This is a genomic window from Exiguobacterium sp. UBA7533, assembly GCF_002479335.1.
In the GTDB taxonomy this organism is placed as follows: Bacteria; Bacillota; Bacilli; order Exiguobacteriales; family Exiguobacteriaceae; genus Exiguobacterium_A.
Map to the genome: position 1 here is coordinate 37,663 of NZ_DLMP01000013.1, position 16,583 is coordinate 54,245.

The window sequence follows — 16,583 nt, forward strand, 5'->3', positions numbered from 1 at the left end:
GTTGTTCATGGTAATCAAAAAGACATTAGTCTTCGATTACGATACCCATAGAACGTGCAGTACCTTCAACCATCAACATTGCTGTTTCAACAGATGATGCGTTAAGGTCTGGCATTTTTGTTTCAGCGATTTCACGAACTTTGTCACGTTTGACAGTCGCTACTTTCTTACGGTTCGGTTCACCTGAACCACTCTCAATTCCAGCTGCTTTCTTCAAGAGAACTGCTGCTGGAGGAGTTTTAGTGATGAATGTGAATGAACGATCTTCAAAAACCGTGATGACTACAGGGATAATCAAGCCGGCTTGGTCTTGTGTACGAGCGTTGAACTCTTTACAGAAGCCCATGATGTTCACACCTGCTTGACCGAGTGCCGGTCCAACTGGTGGAGCTGGGTTTGCTTTGCCCGCAGGAATTTGAAGTTTTACGAGTTTCATAACCTTCTTCGCCACGAGACACACCTCCTTAATTCTTTAATGTGGTTTAATTGGACGTTGCGCGTCCTCCCACTCATTCTATTCGACGAGTTATTTATCGAAATAAGCACAACATCAAACACGAAAAATTGTATCATTAAAACAAAACATTCGCAATAGGAAACTTAATCGATTTTATCGACCTGTGCGAAATCAAGCTCGACCTTCGTTTCGCGACCGAACATATCAACAGAGACTTTCATTTTCTCAGCATCTGTATCAAGCTCCTCGATCGTACCTTCGAGATTTTCGAAAGCTCCTTCTTTGATTCGGACGATTTGTCCGAGTGAGAAGTCGTAACGGCTCTTCAGATCGACAAGACCCATTGATCCAAGGATATTTTCTGCTTCTTCCGGAAGAAGTGGGGTTGGTTTTGAACCGCCGCCGACTGATCCGAGGAAGCCCGTGACGTTCGGAGTATTCCGGACGACATACCAAGAATCATCCGTCATGACCATCTCAACGAGGACATACCCCGGGAAGATCTTGACTTCACGTTCCTTGATTTTCGTTTCTCCCTTTTTGTTCGTTACTTCTTCTTGTACCGTTTCAATCGGAACGAGTACACGGAAGATTTTTTCGTCCATGTTCATGGATTCAATCCGACGTTCAAGGTTCGCCTTGACGTTGTTTTCGAATCCGGAATACGTTTGGACGACAAACCATTGTTTCTCCATGGTAGGCCACCTCTTCTTTTTACTTAATCAACCAGCTCATCAATGCGCTAAGCCCTGAATCGACGCCGAAGATGAAGACACCCATGAAGATCACCATACCGATGACCGTCAATGTGTATTTCGTCAGCTCTTTCCGTTTGGGCCAGCTCGTCTTTTTCAATTCATTCCATACGTCACGCAAAAATTTCATCGTACTTTCCCTCCAGGATGTAATAAATCGGGACAGATGAAGCTTTATTTCGCTTCTTTATGAATCGTATGCGCGTTACAACGACGGCAGAATTTCTTCAATTCCAAGCGGACAGTGACGTCCTCTTTTTTCATCGTCGTATAGTCGCGGGCACCGCAATTATCACAAGCAAGGCCTACTTTCTTCGCCATCTCAAAGTCCTCCTTCTTTGCCACTCTTCTCTTCTGTTGAGGTACTTTCCTTCCGAAAAAGAGCGTAAAAAAAAACGCCTATGAGCGGCGTCTCGCTAGTAAGGCGCTAGTTATACAGTAGCATAGGAAGGGATTACGGTCAATCTACCTCTCTGTTAGACCGTCATCTTTCGTGCTTCGAGATAACGCTCAAGCTTGCGCTTGACGCGTTGCAAGGCATTGTCGATCGATTTGACATGACGATCGAGGTCGTCAGAGATTTCCTGATACGTCCGTCCGTCAAGATAGAGCGCGAGGACTTTGCGTTCAAGGTCGCTTAAAATTTCATCCATCTTCGATTCAATGTCTGCATATTCTTCCCGGTTGACGATCAAGATTTGTGGGTCAGAAGGTGCTGTCGACGTAATGATATCGAGTAACGTCCGCTCCGATTCATCGTCATAGATCGGTTTATCGAGTGAGATGTACGAGTTCAACGGGATATGTTTCTGACGTGTCGCCGTCTTGATCGCAGTGATCATCTGTCTCGTAATGCATAATTCGGCAAATCCTTTAAACGAGGCAAGCTTGTCCGTTCGGTAATCCCGTACTGCTTTATAGAGACCAATCATTCCTTCTTGAATGATATCTTCTCGGTCTGCCCCGATCAAAAAATAAGAACGGGCTTTGGCGCGCACGAAATTTCGATACCGCTCGATCAAAAATTCGAGCGCATCGCTGTTGTCGAACTCTTTCGCTTGTTCTACAAGCGCTTCATCGGTCATGCACCCAAACTGGTCGAACGAAACCAAACTCATCTTGTATCCCTCCAAGCATCATTGACGAATAGTTCAATTGTTTTTAATTATACAATAATTACCTGTCGCACGACAATGAAAATTGGCATGACCTCTTTTGTTGTATCCAAAATGTATCTTTTCATAAAAAAAACACCGTTCTTCCAAAGTAGGAAAAACGGTGATCTGCTCATGCGAATGGTTTATATCATGTATCTGAATTCTTTCGGCGACGGATCGCTTCTAAACGTGCGACGACGTCTTCTGGTAAATCAATCTTCGAGCGCGGTTGAGCCGTCGTCTTCGCAGACGTCGTCTGTTGTTTGATGACAGCGACTGCCGCTTTCCACTCTCGCCGGAGCTCTTGCGCCGATATGCGGAGTGCTCCGAGCGTGAAGATGACCCACTGCTCCGTATAATCATTCGTCGCTACCGTTAACTTGACTCGGATATCTTGTAGCCAATCAGCAGCTGTCTTTTCAATCCATTCATCTGCCGTTTCGTTCTCCCGTGTGTAGACGATATCAATCCCGCTTTTTTGCATCCGGGATTCACGTCCCGGTTGAAGATAGGCATCGAAGACGATCGTAACGCTGAGACCTGTGACAGCTTGGTATTCCGCCATCGCATGAATCAGCCGTTCCCGTGCCAATTCAAAATCTTGCTCCCGCAACGTCCGAAATTCTGGCCATGCGCCAATGATATTATAGCCATCTACGATGAGACGATCATATTTCATCGCGCATACGGCTTTCTAGTCCGGTAGACTTCATATAGTAATAACGAAGCAGCAACCGATGCGTTGAGCGATGTGACATGTCCCGCCATCGGGAGGTGGACGAGGAAATCACATTTCTCACGGACGAGCCGGCTCATTCCTTTTCCTTCACTTCCAATGACGATTCCGAGTGGCATCGTCCCATCAAGTGTCCGGTAGTCATCACTTTCGCGCGCATCCGTTCCGACGAACCAGATGCCTTGTTTCTTTAGATCCTCCATCGTCCGCGCAAGGTTCGTCACGCGAACGACAGGAATATGTTCGATCGCGCCTGTTGATGCTTTTGCGACGACTTGCGTCAATCCGACTGATCGACGCTTCGGAATGATGATCCCGTGTGCCCCGACAGCATCTGCTGTCCGCAAAATTGATCCGAGATTATGCGGATCCTCGAGTTCATCGAGTAGGATCAAGAGCGGTGTTTCGTCCTTTTGACGCGCGAGCTCAAAGATGTCTTCCATCTCGGCGTACTCATACGCCGCTACCGCTGCGACGACACCTTGGTGATTTTCCGTTCCGGCTAAACCCGTTAACCGTGAGCGAGGTACGAGCTGGATTTGAATCCCTGCTTCCTGCGCCATCGCGTGGATGACGGCAAGTGGTCCTTTTTGTTGTCCTTCCTGCAGAAACAGCTTGTTCATCTCTCGTCCGCTCCGTAATGCTTCTAGAACCGGATTTCGACCCGACAAGAAATCTTGTCCTTCTTCGAGCGGTTCGATCGCGACTGGCTGTTCCTTGACCGGAGCGGCTTTTCGTTTCTCTTGTGCTGGACGCTGTGCCTTCGTTTTTGGCTTCGCGCTTGTAGCCTTAGGATTCGTCTGTTTTTTCGGCTTCGAGTAATTCGAACGCTTGTCCGATGAGTTCTTCAAGGCGATCCCCTCCTTCTGAAAGATAAATATAACCGAGCAATGCTTCAAATGCTGTCGCGTAGCGATACGTGTGGACGTCCGTACTCTTCGGGATGGAACCGGATTTTGCGTTCTTCCCGCGCCGGACGACCGCCGCCTCTTCTTCCGTCAACGCATCCGTGTTCAACCAGTGCGTCACGACCGTCGCTTGTGCTTGTGCCCGAACGTACCGAACAGCTGCTTTGTGCAACTCGCCCGGCTTCACATAACCTTGTTCGAGCAATCGCTCGCGCACACGAATCTCATAGACGACGTCGCCCATGTACGCTAACGCGAGTGCATTCAGTTGTTTGTAGTTCTTCATCCGCGCTTCCACCGCATCCCTTGCGCTGTGTCTTCCAGCAAGATACCTTGATCACGTAGCTGATCGCGGATTGCGTCCGCTCGTGCGAAGTCACGATTTTGACGGGCTGTGCTCCGCTCTTCGATCAACTGTTCGACTTCTTCATCGAGTAAGCCTTTGTCGACTGTCAACGTCACACCAAGGACGCCTGATAATTCCGAGAAGAGTGCGAGGAACTGTTCGAGCACCTGTTTCGACACATGTGCTTCTCCGAGGTATAGATTGGCTTCTTTCGAGAGATCAAATAAATCCGTCACAGCGTTCGCTGTATTAAAATCATCATCCATCGATGTGATGAAGTGTTCCTTGATCGCCGCTAGACGATTCAACCACTTCTCGTCACCTGTTCCGAGATCAGCCGTCATGTCAAGACGATGTTCGATGTTTGCGACCGACTCCCGAATCCGTGCGAGACCATTCGCTGCTTGGTCGATCAGTTCACGACTGTAGTTGATCGGGTGACGATACTGAACCGATAACATGAAGAATCGTAACACCATCGGATCAACCGCTTGGATTGCTTCATGAACCGTCAAGAAGTTACCGAGCGACTTCGACATCTTCTCATTTTCGATGTTCAAGAACCCATTATGCATCCAGTAGTTTGCGAACTTCTGTGAGTTGCATGCTTCTGACTGGGCGATCTCATTCTCATGGTGTGGGAATTTCAAGTCTTGTCCACCAGCATGAATGTCAATCGTCTCTCCAAGGTATTTCTTTGCCATCGCCGAGCACTCGATGTGCCAGCCTGGTCGTCCTTCGCCCCACGGACTCGTCCATGCCGGCTCGCCTGGTTTTGCTGCTTTCCAGAGCACGAAATCAAGCGGATCTTCTTTTTTCTCTCCGACTTCAATTCGTGCGCCTGCGCGCAATTCATCGATCGACTGTTGGCTCAATTGACCATAATCCTTGAAACTACGCGTCCGGAAGTAGACATCCCCACTCGATGCGTAGGCATTGCCTTTTGTAACGAGTACTTCGATGAAGGCGATGATATCGTCCATCGTTTCCGTGACAAGTGGATGGATATCCGCTTTTTGGACATTCAAAGCACCCGTATCCGCGTGATACGCTTCAATGAAACGTTTCGTCAACGCATGATAATCTTCTCCCAGTTCGTTTGCTGTCCGGATGATCTTATCGTCGACGTCCGTGAAGTTCGAGACGTATTTGACCTCATATCCGCGGTATGTGAAGTAGCGACGGACCGTATCGAAGACGATCGCTGGACGTGCATTGCCGATATGAATGTAGTTGTACACAGTCGGGCCACAGACATACATCTTGACCTTTCCTTCTTCTAATGGTTTAAATGGTTCCTTTTTTCCGGTCATGCTGTTGTACAGTTGAATCATGACGTCGCCCTCCTTTAATCCGTTCAATTTCTTGTTTTAATACTTCTAGTTCCATTTCAATCCGCTCTTGGCATTCGCTGACCGGATCCGGGAAACGATGATCAAGTGGTGCTTCGACCTTCATCCCGTCTTGAATGACGACACGTCCCGGAATGCCGACGACGGTCGCATTTGGAGGAACGTGTTTTAAGACGACGGAACTGGCACCGATTTTTGAGTATGCCCCGATCGTGATATCACCTAGGACACGAGCACCGGCAGAGACAAGTACGCCGTCTTCAATCGTCGGATGACGCTTTCCTGTTTCTTTCCCCGTTCCGCCGAGTGTCACGCCTTGAAACAACGTGACGTCATCGCCAATGATCGTCGTCTCACCAATGACGACACCCATCCCATGGTCAATAAAGAATCGGCGTCCAATCGTCGCTCCTGGATGAATCTCGATGCCTGTCAAAAAGCGACTGAATTGCGAAATCAATCGACCAAGCAAGCGAAACTTCGCGTTCCAGAGCCGATGGGCCAGGCGATGCATCCAAATCGCATGTAAGCCCGGGTATGTCAAAATGACTTCTAACGTGCTGCGGGCAGCTGGATCTTGCTCAAACACATTGCGGATATCTTCTCGCATCCGTGTCATATACGTTCTCCTTTCCATAAGAAAAAGCGCCTCTATGCATTGCTGCACAGAGACGCTAACGAAGCGCGGTCCCACTCTGTTTGGACGATTGACTCGTCCCTCTCGACGTCCGTTAACGCCGGAGATACGTCTGCGCCTACTCTCACGGATTTCGGGCAGCACTCAGAGGGGCATTTCATGATTCGCTTCTTCAAGCCCTCGCACCATTCGAGCTTGTCTCTGGAGAAGAAGACGCATCGTTACTTTCCTCGTCTACGCTTTCGTTATTCTGCTTCAAGCCGTGCAAGCACACGGTCTTTTCCTAGTAATTGAATCGTGTTCGGGAGTTCTGGACCATGCGTCTGTCCTGTCGTCGCGACACGAATTGGCATGAACAAGTTTTTTCCTTTTTGACCAGTCGCTTTTTGCGTCGCTTTGATCGATGCTTTGATTGCTTCTGGTGTCCACTCTTCGAGAGCGCGTAACTGGTTCGCGAATTCTGCAAGTACAGTCGGAACCGTCTCGCCACTCAAGACAGTGTTTGCCTCTTCATCATACACCACTTCATCCTCAAAGAACATCTCTGAAAGCTTGACGATTTCCGCGCCATGCGTCATCTGTTCGCGGTATAGCGCGACAAGATCACGTGCCCAAGCGAGCTCTTCTTCTGAAGGTGACGCTTCGACGCGACCTGCTTCTTGTAGGAACGGAAGACTTGCTTCGAATACTTCTTCGAACGATTGATGTTTCATATACTGACTGTTGATCCAAGCCAATTTGTTTTGGTCAAAGACAGCCGGACTCTTCGAGAGACGATCCGCGTCAAAGATCTTGATTAACTCTTCTTTTGTGAAGATTTCCTCTTCGCCGACAGGTGACCAGCCGAGAAGCGTGATGAAGTTGAGTAATGCTTCCGGGAGATAACCGAGCTCTTTATACTGCTCGATGTACTGAATGATCGAGTGATCACGCTTCGAGAGTTTCTTGTGTGCTTCATTGACAATCAATGTCATGTGACCAAACGTCGGGTATTCCCAACCGAACGCATCATAGATCATCATCTGTTTCGGTGTGTTCGAAATATGATCATCTCCACGAAGAACGTGACTGATCGCCATCAAGTGATCGTCGATGACGACAGCAAAGTTATATGTCGGAATGCCGTCTTTTTTAACGATGACCCAATCACCGAAGTCTTTTGATTCGAACGAGACGTCGTCTTTGACGATATCATTCCATGTATACGTGACATCTTCCGGTACACGAATCCGAATCGATGGCGTGCGACCTTCTGAGCGGAACGCTTCTTCTTGTTCTGCTGTCAGGTTACGGTGTGCCCCTGAATAACGTGGTGCTTCTCCGCGTGCGATTTGCGCTTCGCGTTCTGCTTCGAGCTCTTCCGATGTCATGTAGCAACGGTAAGCGAGTCCCTTTTTAAGTAACTCATCCGTATACTTTTGATAGATATCAAGACGCTCCATTTGTGAATAAGGACCGTACTCACCACCGCGACCTGGACCTTCGTCCCAATCGACACCGAGCCACTCGAGATTCTTCATTTGACTCTCGACCCCACCTGCGATGTTCCGCTTTTGGTCCGTATCCTCGATTCGTAATACCATCTTGCCGCCTAAATGGCGTGCAAACAGATAGTTAAATAATGCAGTCCGGGCATTCCCGATATGCAAGTGTCCTGTTGGACTTGGGGCATAACGTACTCGTACTTCTGCCATTGCCAATCACTCCTTCGACTAAAATTCGCTTATCTAGTATACCTTATTCTTCGATTCGTTTCAGTAGAATCACTGCTTGACAAGCGATTCCCTCTTCTCGTCCCGTAAAACCTAACCATTCCGTTGTCGTTGCCTTGACATTGATCTGTTCAATGTCCGCTTCGAGTAATTCTGCGATCCGAGCGCGCATCGTGTCGATGTACGGACGAAGCTTTGGTGCCTGTGCGATGACTGTCGCATCTAGGTTGCCAAGCTCATACCCTTGTTGTTTAACGAGCGCGTAGACATGCTGCAGTAATTTTGCTGAATCCGCATCCTTGAATTCCGGATCCGTATCCGGAAAATGTTTTCCGATATCCCCCGCTGCAATCGCACCAAGTGCTGCGTCGGCAATCGTATGTAACAAAACGTCTGCATCCGAATGACCGAGCAATCCTTTCGTATGCGGAATCTCAATGCCGCCTAAAATCAATTTCCGATCCTCTGCAAAGGCATGTACATCAAAACCTTGTCCAATTCGAATCATCGTCATTTCCCTCGTTTCATTAGAATTGCTTCACCGAACCATAGATCGTCCGGTGTCGTCATCTTGATATTTTCGTAGTGACCGTGGACGATCGTTACTTTTCCTCCGTCCCATTCTATCAAACTTGCATCATCGGTTCCTAGGTATTTTGTTGCCGCTTTTTCATGAACCGTGCGAATCGTTGCAAGATCAAATGCTTGTGGTGTCTGGGCTGCCATCAAGTGTTCTCGCGGAACGGTCTCACTGATGTGATTCGCTTCGATCCGTTTGACGGTGTCTTTGATCGGTACGGCGAGAATCGCTGCTTGATCCAACACTGCCGCCTGGACGACCGCATGAATCGCTTCTTGTGAAATGAACGGTCGAGCCCCATCATGAATCAGGACGATCCCTTCGCCTTCTAATGCCTCAAGACCACGGAGAACACTTTCTTGACGTTCGGCACCACCCGCAACCAGTTTGATGGCTGTCGCATAGGACGAAGTGACGTGCGTAAACCAGTCTTTCTCCATTGGATTGATCGCAAGAACGATTTCCGCACATGCCGGGTCCGCCTCGAAGACATCTAGTGTCCAAGCGATGATTGGACGGTCTCTTAGTTCAAGCATCAATTTATTACGATCTGCGCCCATCCGCTTACCGGCACCGGCAGCGGGGATGACGACGCGATATGTGGCTGTAGACATCTCATTCCCTCTTTTCTATCTCACTGATCATCGTGATCCATTCCATCACACCGAAAACGGACTCGATCATGAAATCGAATCCGTTGCGGGTCTATCTGAATGCCTCTCGATATCTCTCTAGGCATAGTGTCTCATTTTTCCTGTGGTTTCGCAAAAATCATTCGTCCAGCTGACGTCTGTAAGACACTCGTGACGACGACGCCAATCGTTTTCGAGATCAGGTGTTTTCCACCTTCGACGACGACCATCGTTCCATCTTCGAGATAGGCGATCCCTTGCTTTTGTTCTTTCCCTTCCTTGATGACAAGGACGGTCATTTCTTCTCCTGGAATGACCACTTGTTTGACCGCATTCGCCAGGTCATTGATGTTAAGGACAGGAACATGTCGGACTTCACAGACTTTGTTTAAGTTATAGTCGTTCGTGACGACGATTCCTTTAACGAGTTCCGCAAGTTTGATCAATTTGATGTCGACTTCCGGTACATCCTCGAAGTCGCCATCATAAATTTCGACCTCGACTCCAGGGATCTCTTGTAATTCTTTTAAGACATCGAGCCCGCGGCGTCCACGGTTTCGTTTCAACGTATCAGAAGAATCCGCGATGTACTGCAACTCACCGATGACGAATTGCGGAACGATCAGTTTCCCTTCGACGAAGCCTGTTTTCGTGATATCTGTGATTCGTCCGTCGATGATGACGCTCGTATCGAGCACTTTACTATTCGACTTTGCTGGAACGACGACTTCAGGTGCCGTCTTTTTTTCACTTTGGTTGCTACGTAAGAAGATTTTCGTCAATTCATGACGTTTTCGATACCCGACCGTAAAGCCGAGATATCCGAATAACGCGGTCACGAAGATCGTTAAGACATTACTGAGGACAGGAATCCCAACTAAGTCGATTAACGTACTGACGAGAAATGCTAATACTAATCCGATCAACAAACCAAACGTACCAAAAAAGAGATCTGCTACTGGGGCTTTGACGAGTCGTTCTTCTAAAAATCGGAGAAGTCGAATTACCGAATCCGTAATGAATAATCCAATTAATAAGAATATGAGTGCACCAATCGTTCCAGTTACGTATTCGCTCATCAACCATGCCGGGAAAGTCGTACTTGTCGCTGTTTCAATCAATTGGAAAAACTGAGGAAGCAACAAAATCCCAAGGGCAAGTCCGAGTAATGCAAAAAATACCCGTATGACGATTTTCAATCTTCTCACCTCCTTTGCCTATTTTAAGTTCATTGTAACATGTACTGAATTGAACTACCTACGCCGGAAGGAGGGGAAACTGTTTACATATCCATTACAGTTCCCCCATTTTTTACGTCATTCCAGCTTAAAACGGAATTGTTTCGCGTAATGCTTCGTCCACGCTCTCGACACCGACGACCGTAATCCCGTCCGGATACGTCCAGCCTCCTAAGTTATTTTTCGGAATGATCGCTCGTGTAAAACCAAGTTTGGCTGCTTCTGCTACACGTTGCTCAATGCGCGATACACGACGAACTTCTCCCGTCAACCCGACCTCACCAATCACGACATCCGTCGGACGCGTCGGTTTGTCACGGAAACTAGAGGCAATGGCAACACAGACGGCTAAGTCGATCGCTGGTTCATCGAGCTTCACACCACCCGCTGCCTTGAGATAGGCATCTTGTGTTTGTAAGAGAAGACCCGATCGTTTCTCAAGAACGGCCATCAATAACGCTACTTTATTTTGATCGATTCCGGTCGCCATCCGTCTAGGATTCCCAAATGACGTCGGTGAAATCAATGCTTGCAGTTCGACGAGGACGGTTCGTGTCCCTTCCATTGAAGCAACGATCGTTGAACCGGATACGCCGGATGTCCGCTCTTCGAGGAAAATTTCTGACGGATTTAAGACCTCTTCAAGACCAGACTCCCGCATCTCAAAAATTCCGATCTCATTCGTTGAACCAAATCGATTTTTAACAGCACGCAGAATTCGAAACGTATGGTGACGTTCGCCTTCGAAATACAAGACAGCATCCACCATGTGCTCAAGTAAACGTGGTCCAGCAATCGAACCCTGTTTTGTAACGTGACCAACGATGAAGATCGCAATACCACGACTCTTTGCAATTTTCATCAGCATCGCCGTACATTCACGTACCTGTGTCACACTCCCGGGTGCGGACTGGATGTCATCAATGTAGACGGTTTGAATCGAGTCGATGATTAAAAACCGTGGCTGTTCTTCATCAACGACACGTTCAATCATGTTCATGTCCGTTTCACTGAGGACGAACAAATCCTGTGTCGGCAATCCAAGCCGTTCCGCGCGCAATTTGGTTTGTTTAAGCGATTCTTCCCCTGAGATGTAGAGCACTTTTTCACCACGTTGGGCAAGCCGTGCACTCGTCTGCAGTAAGATCGTCGACTTCCCGATCCCCGGGTCTCCTCCAACAAGCACCATCGAACCTGGAACGATGCCGCCTCCGAGGACACGGTCGAATTCACCACTTCCGGTAAAGACACGACTCTCTTCTTGCGAGACGATATTCGCGAGGCGTTCAGGCTTTAATTGTTTTGTCGTCGTATGAACAAAAGCGGCACCGCGCCGTCCTTTTTTCTCTTCGACGACTTCTTCGACCATCGTGTTCCATTCTCCGCATCCAGAACAACGTCCCATCCATTTCGGTGATTCAGTTCCACAGCTTTGGCAAACGAATTTTGTTTTTAACTTAGCCAATCGATTCATCCTTTCTGTTTCAAAAAAAGACCAGCTTCGCTCAGAAAGTGCGAAAGCTGGCCCTGTGCTCAGTGCTTATTCCGTTGCGGCAGAACTCACGTGATTCCGGCGAACGATGAATTCGTTCTCTTCGACATCAAGCGCAACATGCTCTCCTTTTTGGATATCACCTGCGAGCAATGCTTCTGACAACCGGTCTTCCGCTTCCCGTTGAAGGGCACGACGGATTGGACGTGCGCCGTACTCTGGATCGTATCCGATATCGGCGATCTTCGAGAGGGCAGCTGGTGTCAATTCGAAATGAATTTCCTGTTCAGCCAAACGTTTTTCAAGGGTTTTCGCCATCAACTTCACGATCTCTTCGATATGTTGTTTCTCGAGTGAATGGAAGACGATCGTTTCATCAATCCGGTTCAAGAACTCTGGACGGAAGGCCCGTTTGAGTTCTTCCATGACTTTATCTTTCATGTCTTTGTATTCGCGATCCGTATCTTCAGAAACAGCGAAGCCGACATATTTATTACGTTTAAGGGCACTTGCACCGACGTTCGACGTCATGACGATAATCGTGTTACGGAAATCAACCGTGCGACCTTTCGAGTCTGTTAGGCGCCCATCATCGAGTACCTGCAAGAGAATGTTGAAGACTTCTGGGTGCGCCTTCTCGATTTCATCAAGTAAGATGACTGAGTATGGTTTCCGGCGAACTTTTTCAGTCAATTGACCGCCCTCTTCGTAACCGACATATCCTGGAGGTGAACCAACGAGACGACTCGTTGCATGTTTCTCCATGTACTCTGACATGTCGATCCGGATGATTGCATCCTCATCACCGAACATTGCTTCGGCAACCGCACGTGCGAGTTCTGTCTTACCAACCCCAGTAGGACCGAGGAAAATGAACGAACCGATCGGACGTTTTGGATCTTTCAGTCCAGCACGTGCGCGACGAATCGCTTTTGAAATCGATTTAACGGCTTCATTTTGACCGATGACACGATCGTGAAGGATTTCTTCGAGACGAAGGAGACGATCCGTCTCTTCTTCCGCGATCTTCGTAACCGGTACACCTGTCCAGTTGGCAACGACTTGTGCGATGTCATCTTTTGTGACTTCAAGTTTTTCGTTGCCTTGTTTATTCTGCCATTCCTCTTTCAAACGCTCAAGCTCATCGCGTAATTTTTGTTCTGTGTCACGAAGACTTGCTGCTTTTTCGAACTCTTGGCTTTGGACAGCTTCATCCTTGTCCTTGCGGATGCCTTCAAGTTTCGCTTCGACTTCTTTTAAGTTCGGTGGTGCTGTGTATGAACGCAACCGAACTTTCGATGCCGCTTCATCAATCAAATCGATCGCTTTATCCGGAAGGAAACGATCCGAAATGTATCGATCCGACAATGTGACGGCTTCTTGAATCGCTTCGTCTGTGATCGTCACACGGTGGTGTGCTTCATAACGATCGCGAAGACCAAATAGGATTTGTGTTGCTTCATCCGTTGTTGGCTCTGCGACTTGAATCGGTTGGAAACGACGTTCGAGTGCCGCATCTTTTTCGATGTATTTCCGGTACTCATCAAGAGTCGTTGCTCCGATACACTGGAGTTCACCTCGTGCGAGCGATGGTTTAAGGATGTTCGATGCATCGATCGCACCTTCTGCTCCACCCGCTCCAATCAATGTATGCAACTCATCGATGAAGAGAATGATGTTCCCCGCTTGACGAATCTCATCCATGACCTTTTTCAAACGATCTTCGAATTCACCACGGTATTTCGTACCGGCAACGAGTGTTCCCATGTCGAGTACCATGACGCGTTTATTGCGTAACGTCTCCGGTACTTCATTGTTGATGATTTGTTGAGCGAGACCTTCGACGACAGCCGTTTTACCGACCCCTGGTTCCCCGATCAAGACTGGGTTATTTTTCGTCCGGCGGCTCAAGACTTCGATGACGCGTTGAATTTCTTTCGCACGACCGATAACTGGATCAAGACGTGTTTCACGCGCTTGTTGTGTCAAATCACGAGCAAGACCATCAAGTGTTGGTGTTGCGACACCTGAACCTGCTTGCGACGCGTTTGCTGTTGTTTCGCTGTTCCCAAGCAACTGGAGTACTTGCTGACGAGCTTTTGAAAGACTGATGCCTAAGTTATTTAAGACACGAGCAGCAACCCCTTCTCCTTCTCGAATCAATCCGAGCAAGAGGTGTTCTGTTCCGACGTAAGAGTGACCGAGTTTACGTGCCTCATCCATTGATAACTCGATGACTTTTTTCGCACGTGGTGTATAGTGAATCGTCGTTGCACCATCTTGTCCGCGACCGATCAATGCTTCGACTTCCATCTGAATTTTATCTGAACTGAGACCGAGTGCTGTTAAGGCTTTCGCAGCGATTCCGTCTCCTTCACGTACAAGTCCGAGTAAAATGTGTTCTGTTCCGATATTGTGGTGCCCCAACCGTACTGCTTCTTCTTGAGCAAGTGCCAATACACGTTGTGCACGTTCTGTAAATCGTCCAAACATCATTATGCAAAACCTCCTTGTGTGTGATCCCTGTTTGTCTGTTCGGTTAACATCGTCCGAATTCGTTTCGCCCGTTCGATGTCCCGTTCTCTAGATGTTAATTGTTTCCCGAAATGCTTTTGTAGAAAACCTGTTTGTAATGAAACGAGCAGTTGATGAAAAAGATTTGGAGGAAGATTGACTTCTAGTCCCAGACTGTCTGCTAAGCGGACATCCGATAGCCGTTCCGTTGCTTCCCGCGCTGTAATCAGTCGAGCTGATGTCAGGATGCCATAGGAACGATATAGTCTGTCCTCTAGTTCTTCTTGATACATCTCCAATAATCCTTTTCGTGCTGCCTGTTCTGCTTCAATTAATGCTTCGACCGCAAATTGATAGTCCGTGATCAGCATATCCTCGCTTGCCCCAAGCGTCCGTTGGTTCGAAAGTTGGAACATGCGACCAGAAGCATCGCTTCCCTCACCGTAACGCCCACGAATCGCGAATCCTAACTGTCGTAAGTGTTTGATATAGCCTTGAATCTGATTCGTCAGGACTAGTCCCGGTAAGTGCAACATCACGGAAGCACGAAGACCTGTTCCGACGTTACTCGGACAAGTCGTTAAATAACCAAGCGTGTCATCAAAAGCAATTTTAAATCGTTCACTGATCAAGCGATCGACTTGTTTTGCGATCCGAAACGCTTCTTCAAGCTGTAGCCCAGGTAATAACGTCTGAATTCGAAAATGATCCTCTTCGTTTACCATGACACTGATCTGCTCATCTTCACTAATGAAGAGTCCTGTCCGTGGATGACTCGCTAACGCCGGACTAATTAGATGCTTTTCTACTAAAGCGGTTCGGGTCAGGACATCCGCCTGATCGACACGACCAAATCGGAACCCTTTCATCCCATTTAGTTGGCGTTCCGTCTCTTCAATGAGTGCATTGGCTTGTGCTTCTGACAACATCGTTGAGAACGGATAACGTGTCGTATTGCGCGCCAAACGGACTCGTGTCGAAACGACGATGTCGTCAAAGGGAGAAGATTGATTCATCGATTCGCTTAAAGGGTGTTGAAGCAACTCTTCAAACATGACGCAAATCCTCCTCGACACTCTCAATCTGTTGTTTTATGACTTCTGCTTCTTCATAATCTTCTGCTAAGATTTTGCGGTTGAGTTGTTCTTTGAGTCGACTAAGCTGCTGGTTTAATCGTTTTTCCACGGATTCCTCATCAGGGCGTGAACCATAATGTTGCGTATGACCGTGTTGGAACTGACGAACCATGCCGTCGACTTCGTCTTTGAAAAATGAATAACAAGTCGGGCAACCGACTTTACGAAGATGAAGCAATTGTTGACGGGTCATACCACAAGACGGACATGCCGTCCCTTGATATTCACGTGCTAACTCCCGTACACAAACCGAGCATAAGAACTTCTCATCGGTTTCTGACTCTTGTGGGAGTTTGACACGGACGATTGCTTCTCGTTCGCCACATCGTTGACAACGCATAGTGCATTCCTCCAATGTCCGACGACTAGAGTCGCTTCATGGTTTGAAGAAGCGTCCGCATCAAGTGGGCACGCATCCGGTGTTGATCTTCGACCGCCATTGGCAAACTCTCTTTTTGCAACAGCGATTGAATCAAAATAGCTTCCCGCCGCGTCAGTAATTGTTCGTTCATCAAACGAATCAAATAATCTTCTGCAGCTTGTTCCGTCAAATGATCACCGATCCATGAACTGACTTCGTCTAATAGATCGTGACTATCGAGCACAACGATTTTTTGAATCCGAATGTATCCACCGCCGCCCCGCTTACTTTCAACAAAATAACCCTTTTCGACCGTAAAACGAGTATTAATGACGTAATTGATTTGTGATGGAACACAGTCAAAACGTTGTGCAATTTCTTGACGTTTGATTTCAATCGTCTTTTCGTCGTGTAAAATTTGCTTTAAATAGGCTTCGATGATATCTGTGATGTTTTGCATTGGCACCACCTCTCTGACCATCTTTGACTATTGTTTGATTTAATAGTAATCATCTAAAAAAAGAAATGCAACTGATAAGGCTTTTTAGAAAACACAAAAAGACCGACCTG

The 16,583-nt window shown here is 47.7% G+C and carries 19 protein-coding genes and 1 other annotated feature; all 19 genes read right to left on the minus strand.

From position 1 onward, the window contains the following. Positions 1-25: 25 nt before the first annotated feature. A complete protein-coding gene (rplK, locus tag B2U10_RS12910) occupies positions 26-451 on the minus strand; it encodes a 50S ribosomal protein L11 (protein WP_023466609.1) in 426 nt (141 codons plus the stop codon). A gap of 149 nt (positions 452-600) precedes the next feature. Continuing rightward, positions 601-1,152 (minus strand): transcription termination/antitermination protein NusG, encoded by a 552-nt coding sequence (gene nusG, locus B2U10_RS12915; RefSeq protein ID WP_023466607.1) that lies wholly within the window; start codon positions 1,150-1,152, stop codon positions 601-603. Between the two features lie 19 nt (positions 1,153-1,171). Then, on the minus strand, positions 1,172-1,342 hold the full coding sequence (gene secE, locus B2U10_RS12920; RefSeq protein ID WP_023466605.1) for a preprotein translocase subunit SecE: 171 nt from the start codon (positions 1,340-1,342) through the stop codon (positions 1,172-1,174). Between the two features lie 44 nt (positions 1,343-1,386). After that, a complete protein-coding gene (rpmG, locus tag B2U10_RS12925; RefSeq protein WP_023466603.1) occupies positions 1,387-1,533 on the minus strand; it encodes a 50S ribosomal protein L33 in 147 nt (48 codons plus the stop codon). A 155-nt stretch (positions 1,534-1,688) separates the two neighbouring features. Further along, positions 1,689-2,330: an RNA polymerase sporulation sigma factor SigH gene (gene sigH, locus B2U10_RS12930; protein ID WP_035413147.1), complete on the minus strand. Its 642-nt coding sequence runs from the start codon at positions 2,328-2,330 to the stop codon at positions 1,689-1,691. Positions 2,331-2,517: 187 nt separating this feature from the next. After that, positions 2,518-3,048 carry an NYN domain-containing protein gene (locus B2U10_RS12935; protein ID WP_035413144.1) on the minus strand — a complete coding sequence of 177 codons (531 nt, stop codon included), beginning with the start codon at positions 3,046-3,048 and terminating at the stop codon, positions 2,518-2,520. Further along, positions 3,045-3,728: a 23S rRNA (guanosine(2251)-2'-O)-methyltransferase RlmB gene (rlmB, locus tag B2U10_RS12940; protein ID WP_369792041.1), complete on the minus strand. Its 684-nt coding sequence runs from the start codon at positions 3,726-3,728 to the stop codon at positions 3,045-3,047. Before rlmB ends, B2U10_RS12935 begins: the two co-directional genes overlap by 4 nt. A gap of 166 nt (positions 3,729-3,894) precedes the next feature. After that, positions 3,895-4,299, minus strand: coding sequence for a Mini-ribonuclease 3 (locus B2U10_RS12945; protein WP_035413140.1), 405 nt, complete (start codon positions 4,297-4,299; stop codon positions 3,895-3,897). After that, positions 4,296-5,693: a cysteine--tRNA ligase gene (gene cysS / locus B2U10_RS12950; protein ID WP_290788149.1), complete on the minus strand. Its 1,398-nt coding sequence runs from the start codon at positions 5,691-5,693 to the stop codon at positions 4,296-4,298. Before cysS ends, B2U10_RS12945 begins: the two co-directional genes overlap by 4 nt. Beyond that, positions 5,647-6,366 (minus strand): serine O-acetyltransferase EpsC, encoded by a 720-nt coding sequence (epsC, locus tag B2U10_RS12955; RefSeq protein WP_255344377.1) that lies wholly within the window; start codon positions 6,364-6,366, stop codon positions 5,647-5,649. The genes cysS and epsC overlap by 47 nt, the downstream gene beginning before the upstream one ends. Positions 6,367-6,375: 9 nt before the next feature. Continuing rightward, positions 6,376-6,594 (minus strand) — a binding site (T-box leader). Next, positions 6,594-8,042, minus strand: a complete 1,449-nt coding sequence (gltX, locus tag B2U10_RS12960; protein WP_290788152.1) for a glutamate--tRNA ligase — start codon at positions 8,040-8,042, stop codon at positions 6,594-6,596. (Overlaps the previous feature by 1 nt.) A gap of 43 nt (positions 8,043-8,085) precedes the next feature. Beyond that, positions 8,086-8,568, minus strand: a complete 483-nt coding sequence (gene ispF / locus B2U10_RS12965) for a 2-C-methyl-D-erythritol 2,4-cyclodiphosphate synthase (RefSeq protein WP_029343079.1) — start codon at positions 8,566-8,568, stop codon at positions 8,086-8,088. 2 nt (positions 8,569-8,570) lie between these two features. After that, positions 8,571-9,254 carry a 2-C-methyl-D-erythritol 4-phosphate cytidylyltransferase gene (gene ispD / locus B2U10_RS12970; RefSeq protein WP_035413128.1) on the minus strand — a complete coding sequence of 228 codons (684 nt, stop codon included), beginning with the start codon at positions 9,252-9,254 and terminating at the stop codon, positions 8,571-8,573. A 131-nt stretch (positions 9,255-9,385) separates the two neighbouring features. Beyond that, a complete protein-coding gene (locus B2U10_RS12975) occupies positions 9,386-10,471 on the minus strand; it encodes a PIN/TRAM domain-containing protein (RefSeq protein WP_290754263.1) in 1,086 nt (361 codons plus the stop codon). A 127-nt stretch (positions 10,472-10,598) separates the two neighbouring features. Further along, positions 10,599-11,975, minus strand: coding sequence for a DNA repair protein RadA (gene radA / locus B2U10_RS12980; RefSeq protein WP_231496929.1), 1,377 nt, complete (start codon positions 11,973-11,975; stop codon positions 10,599-10,601). Between the two features lie 75 nt (positions 11,976-12,050). Beyond that, positions 12,051-14,498 carry an ATP-dependent protease ATP-binding subunit ClpC gene (gene clpC, locus B2U10_RS12985; protein ID WP_035413120.1) on the minus strand — a complete coding sequence of 816 codons (2,448 nt, stop codon included), beginning with the start codon at positions 14,496-14,498 and terminating at the stop codon, positions 12,051-12,053. Beyond that, positions 14,498-15,571, minus strand: coding sequence for a protein arginine kinase (locus tag B2U10_RS12990; RefSeq protein ID WP_290754255.1), 1,074 nt, complete (start codon positions 15,569-15,571; stop codon positions 14,498-14,500). Before B2U10_RS12990 ends, clpC begins: the two co-directional genes overlap by 1 nt. After that, a complete protein-coding gene (locus B2U10_RS12995) occupies positions 15,564-15,992 on the minus strand; it encodes a hypothetical protein (RefSeq protein ID WP_023466580.1) in 429 nt (142 codons plus the stop codon). Before B2U10_RS12995 ends, B2U10_RS12990 begins: the two co-directional genes overlap by 8 nt. Positions 15,993-16,017: 25 nt before the next feature. Beyond that, positions 16,018-16,473: a CtsR family transcriptional regulator gene (locus tag B2U10_RS13000; protein ID WP_023466578.1), complete on the minus strand. Its 456-nt coding sequence runs from the start codon at positions 16,471-16,473 to the stop codon at positions 16,018-16,020. Positions 16,474-16,583 lie beyond the last annotated feature (110 nt).

Excerpts from the sequence above, each read along its gene's own strand:
- cysS (WP_290788149.1), bottom strand. The coding sequence starts at position 5,693 with ATGATTCAACTGTACAACAGCATGACCGGAAAAAAGGAACCATTTAAA.
- B2U10_RS12945 (WP_035413140.1), bottom strand. The coding sequence starts at position 4,299 with ATGAAGAACTACAAACAACTGAATGCACTCGCGTTAGCGTACATGGGC.
- B2U10_RS12935 (WP_035413144.1), bottom strand. The coding sequence starts at position 3,048 with ATGAAATATGATCGTCTCATCGTAGATGGCTATAATATCATTGGCGCA.
- ispF (WP_029343079.1), bottom strand. The coding sequence starts at position 8,568 with ATGATTCGAATTGGACAAGGTTTTGATGTACATGCCTTTGCAGAGGAT.
- B2U10_RS13000 (WP_023466578.1), bottom strand. The coding sequence starts at position 16,473 with ATGCAAAACATCACAGATATCATCGAAGCCTATTTAAAGCAAATTTTA.
- sigH (WP_035413147.1), bottom strand. The coding sequence starts at position 2,330 with ATGAGTTTGGTTTCGTTCGACCAGTTTGGGTGCATGACCGATGAAGCG.
- rlmB (WP_369792041.1), bottom strand. The coding sequence starts at position 3,728 with ATGAACAAGCTGTTTCTGCAGGAAGGACAACAAAAAGGACCACTTGCC.
- B2U10_RS12990 (WP_290754255.1), bottom strand. The coding sequence starts at position 15,571 with ATGTTTGAAGAGTTGCTTCAACACCCTTTAAGCGAATCGATGAATCAA.
- B2U10_RS12995 (WP_023466580.1), bottom strand. The coding sequence starts at position 15,992 with ATGCGTTGTCAACGATGTGGCGAACGAGAAGCAATCGTCCGTGTCAAA.
- secE (WP_023466605.1), bottom strand. The coding sequence starts at position 1,342 with ATGAAATTTTTGCGTGACGTATGGAATGAATTGAAAAAGACGAGCTGG.
- gltX (WP_290788152.1), bottom strand. The coding sequence starts at position 8,042 with ATGGCAGAAGTACGAGTACGTTATGCCCCAAGTCCAACAGGACACTTG.
- nusG (WP_023466607.1), bottom strand. The coding sequence starts at position 1,152 with ATGGAGAAACAATGGTTTGTCGTCCAAACGTATTCCGGATTCGAAAAC.
- clpC (WP_035413120.1), bottom strand. The coding sequence starts at position 14,498 with ATGATGTTTGGACGATTTACAGAACGTGCACAACGTGTATTGGCACTT.
- ispD (WP_035413128.1), bottom strand. The coding sequence starts at position 9,254 with ATGTCTACAGCCACATATCGCGTCGTCATCCCCGCTGCCGGTGCCGGT.
- rpmG (WP_023466603.1), bottom strand. The coding sequence starts at position 1,533 with ATGGCGAAGAAAGTAGGCCTTGCTTGTGATAATTGCGGTGCCCGCGAC.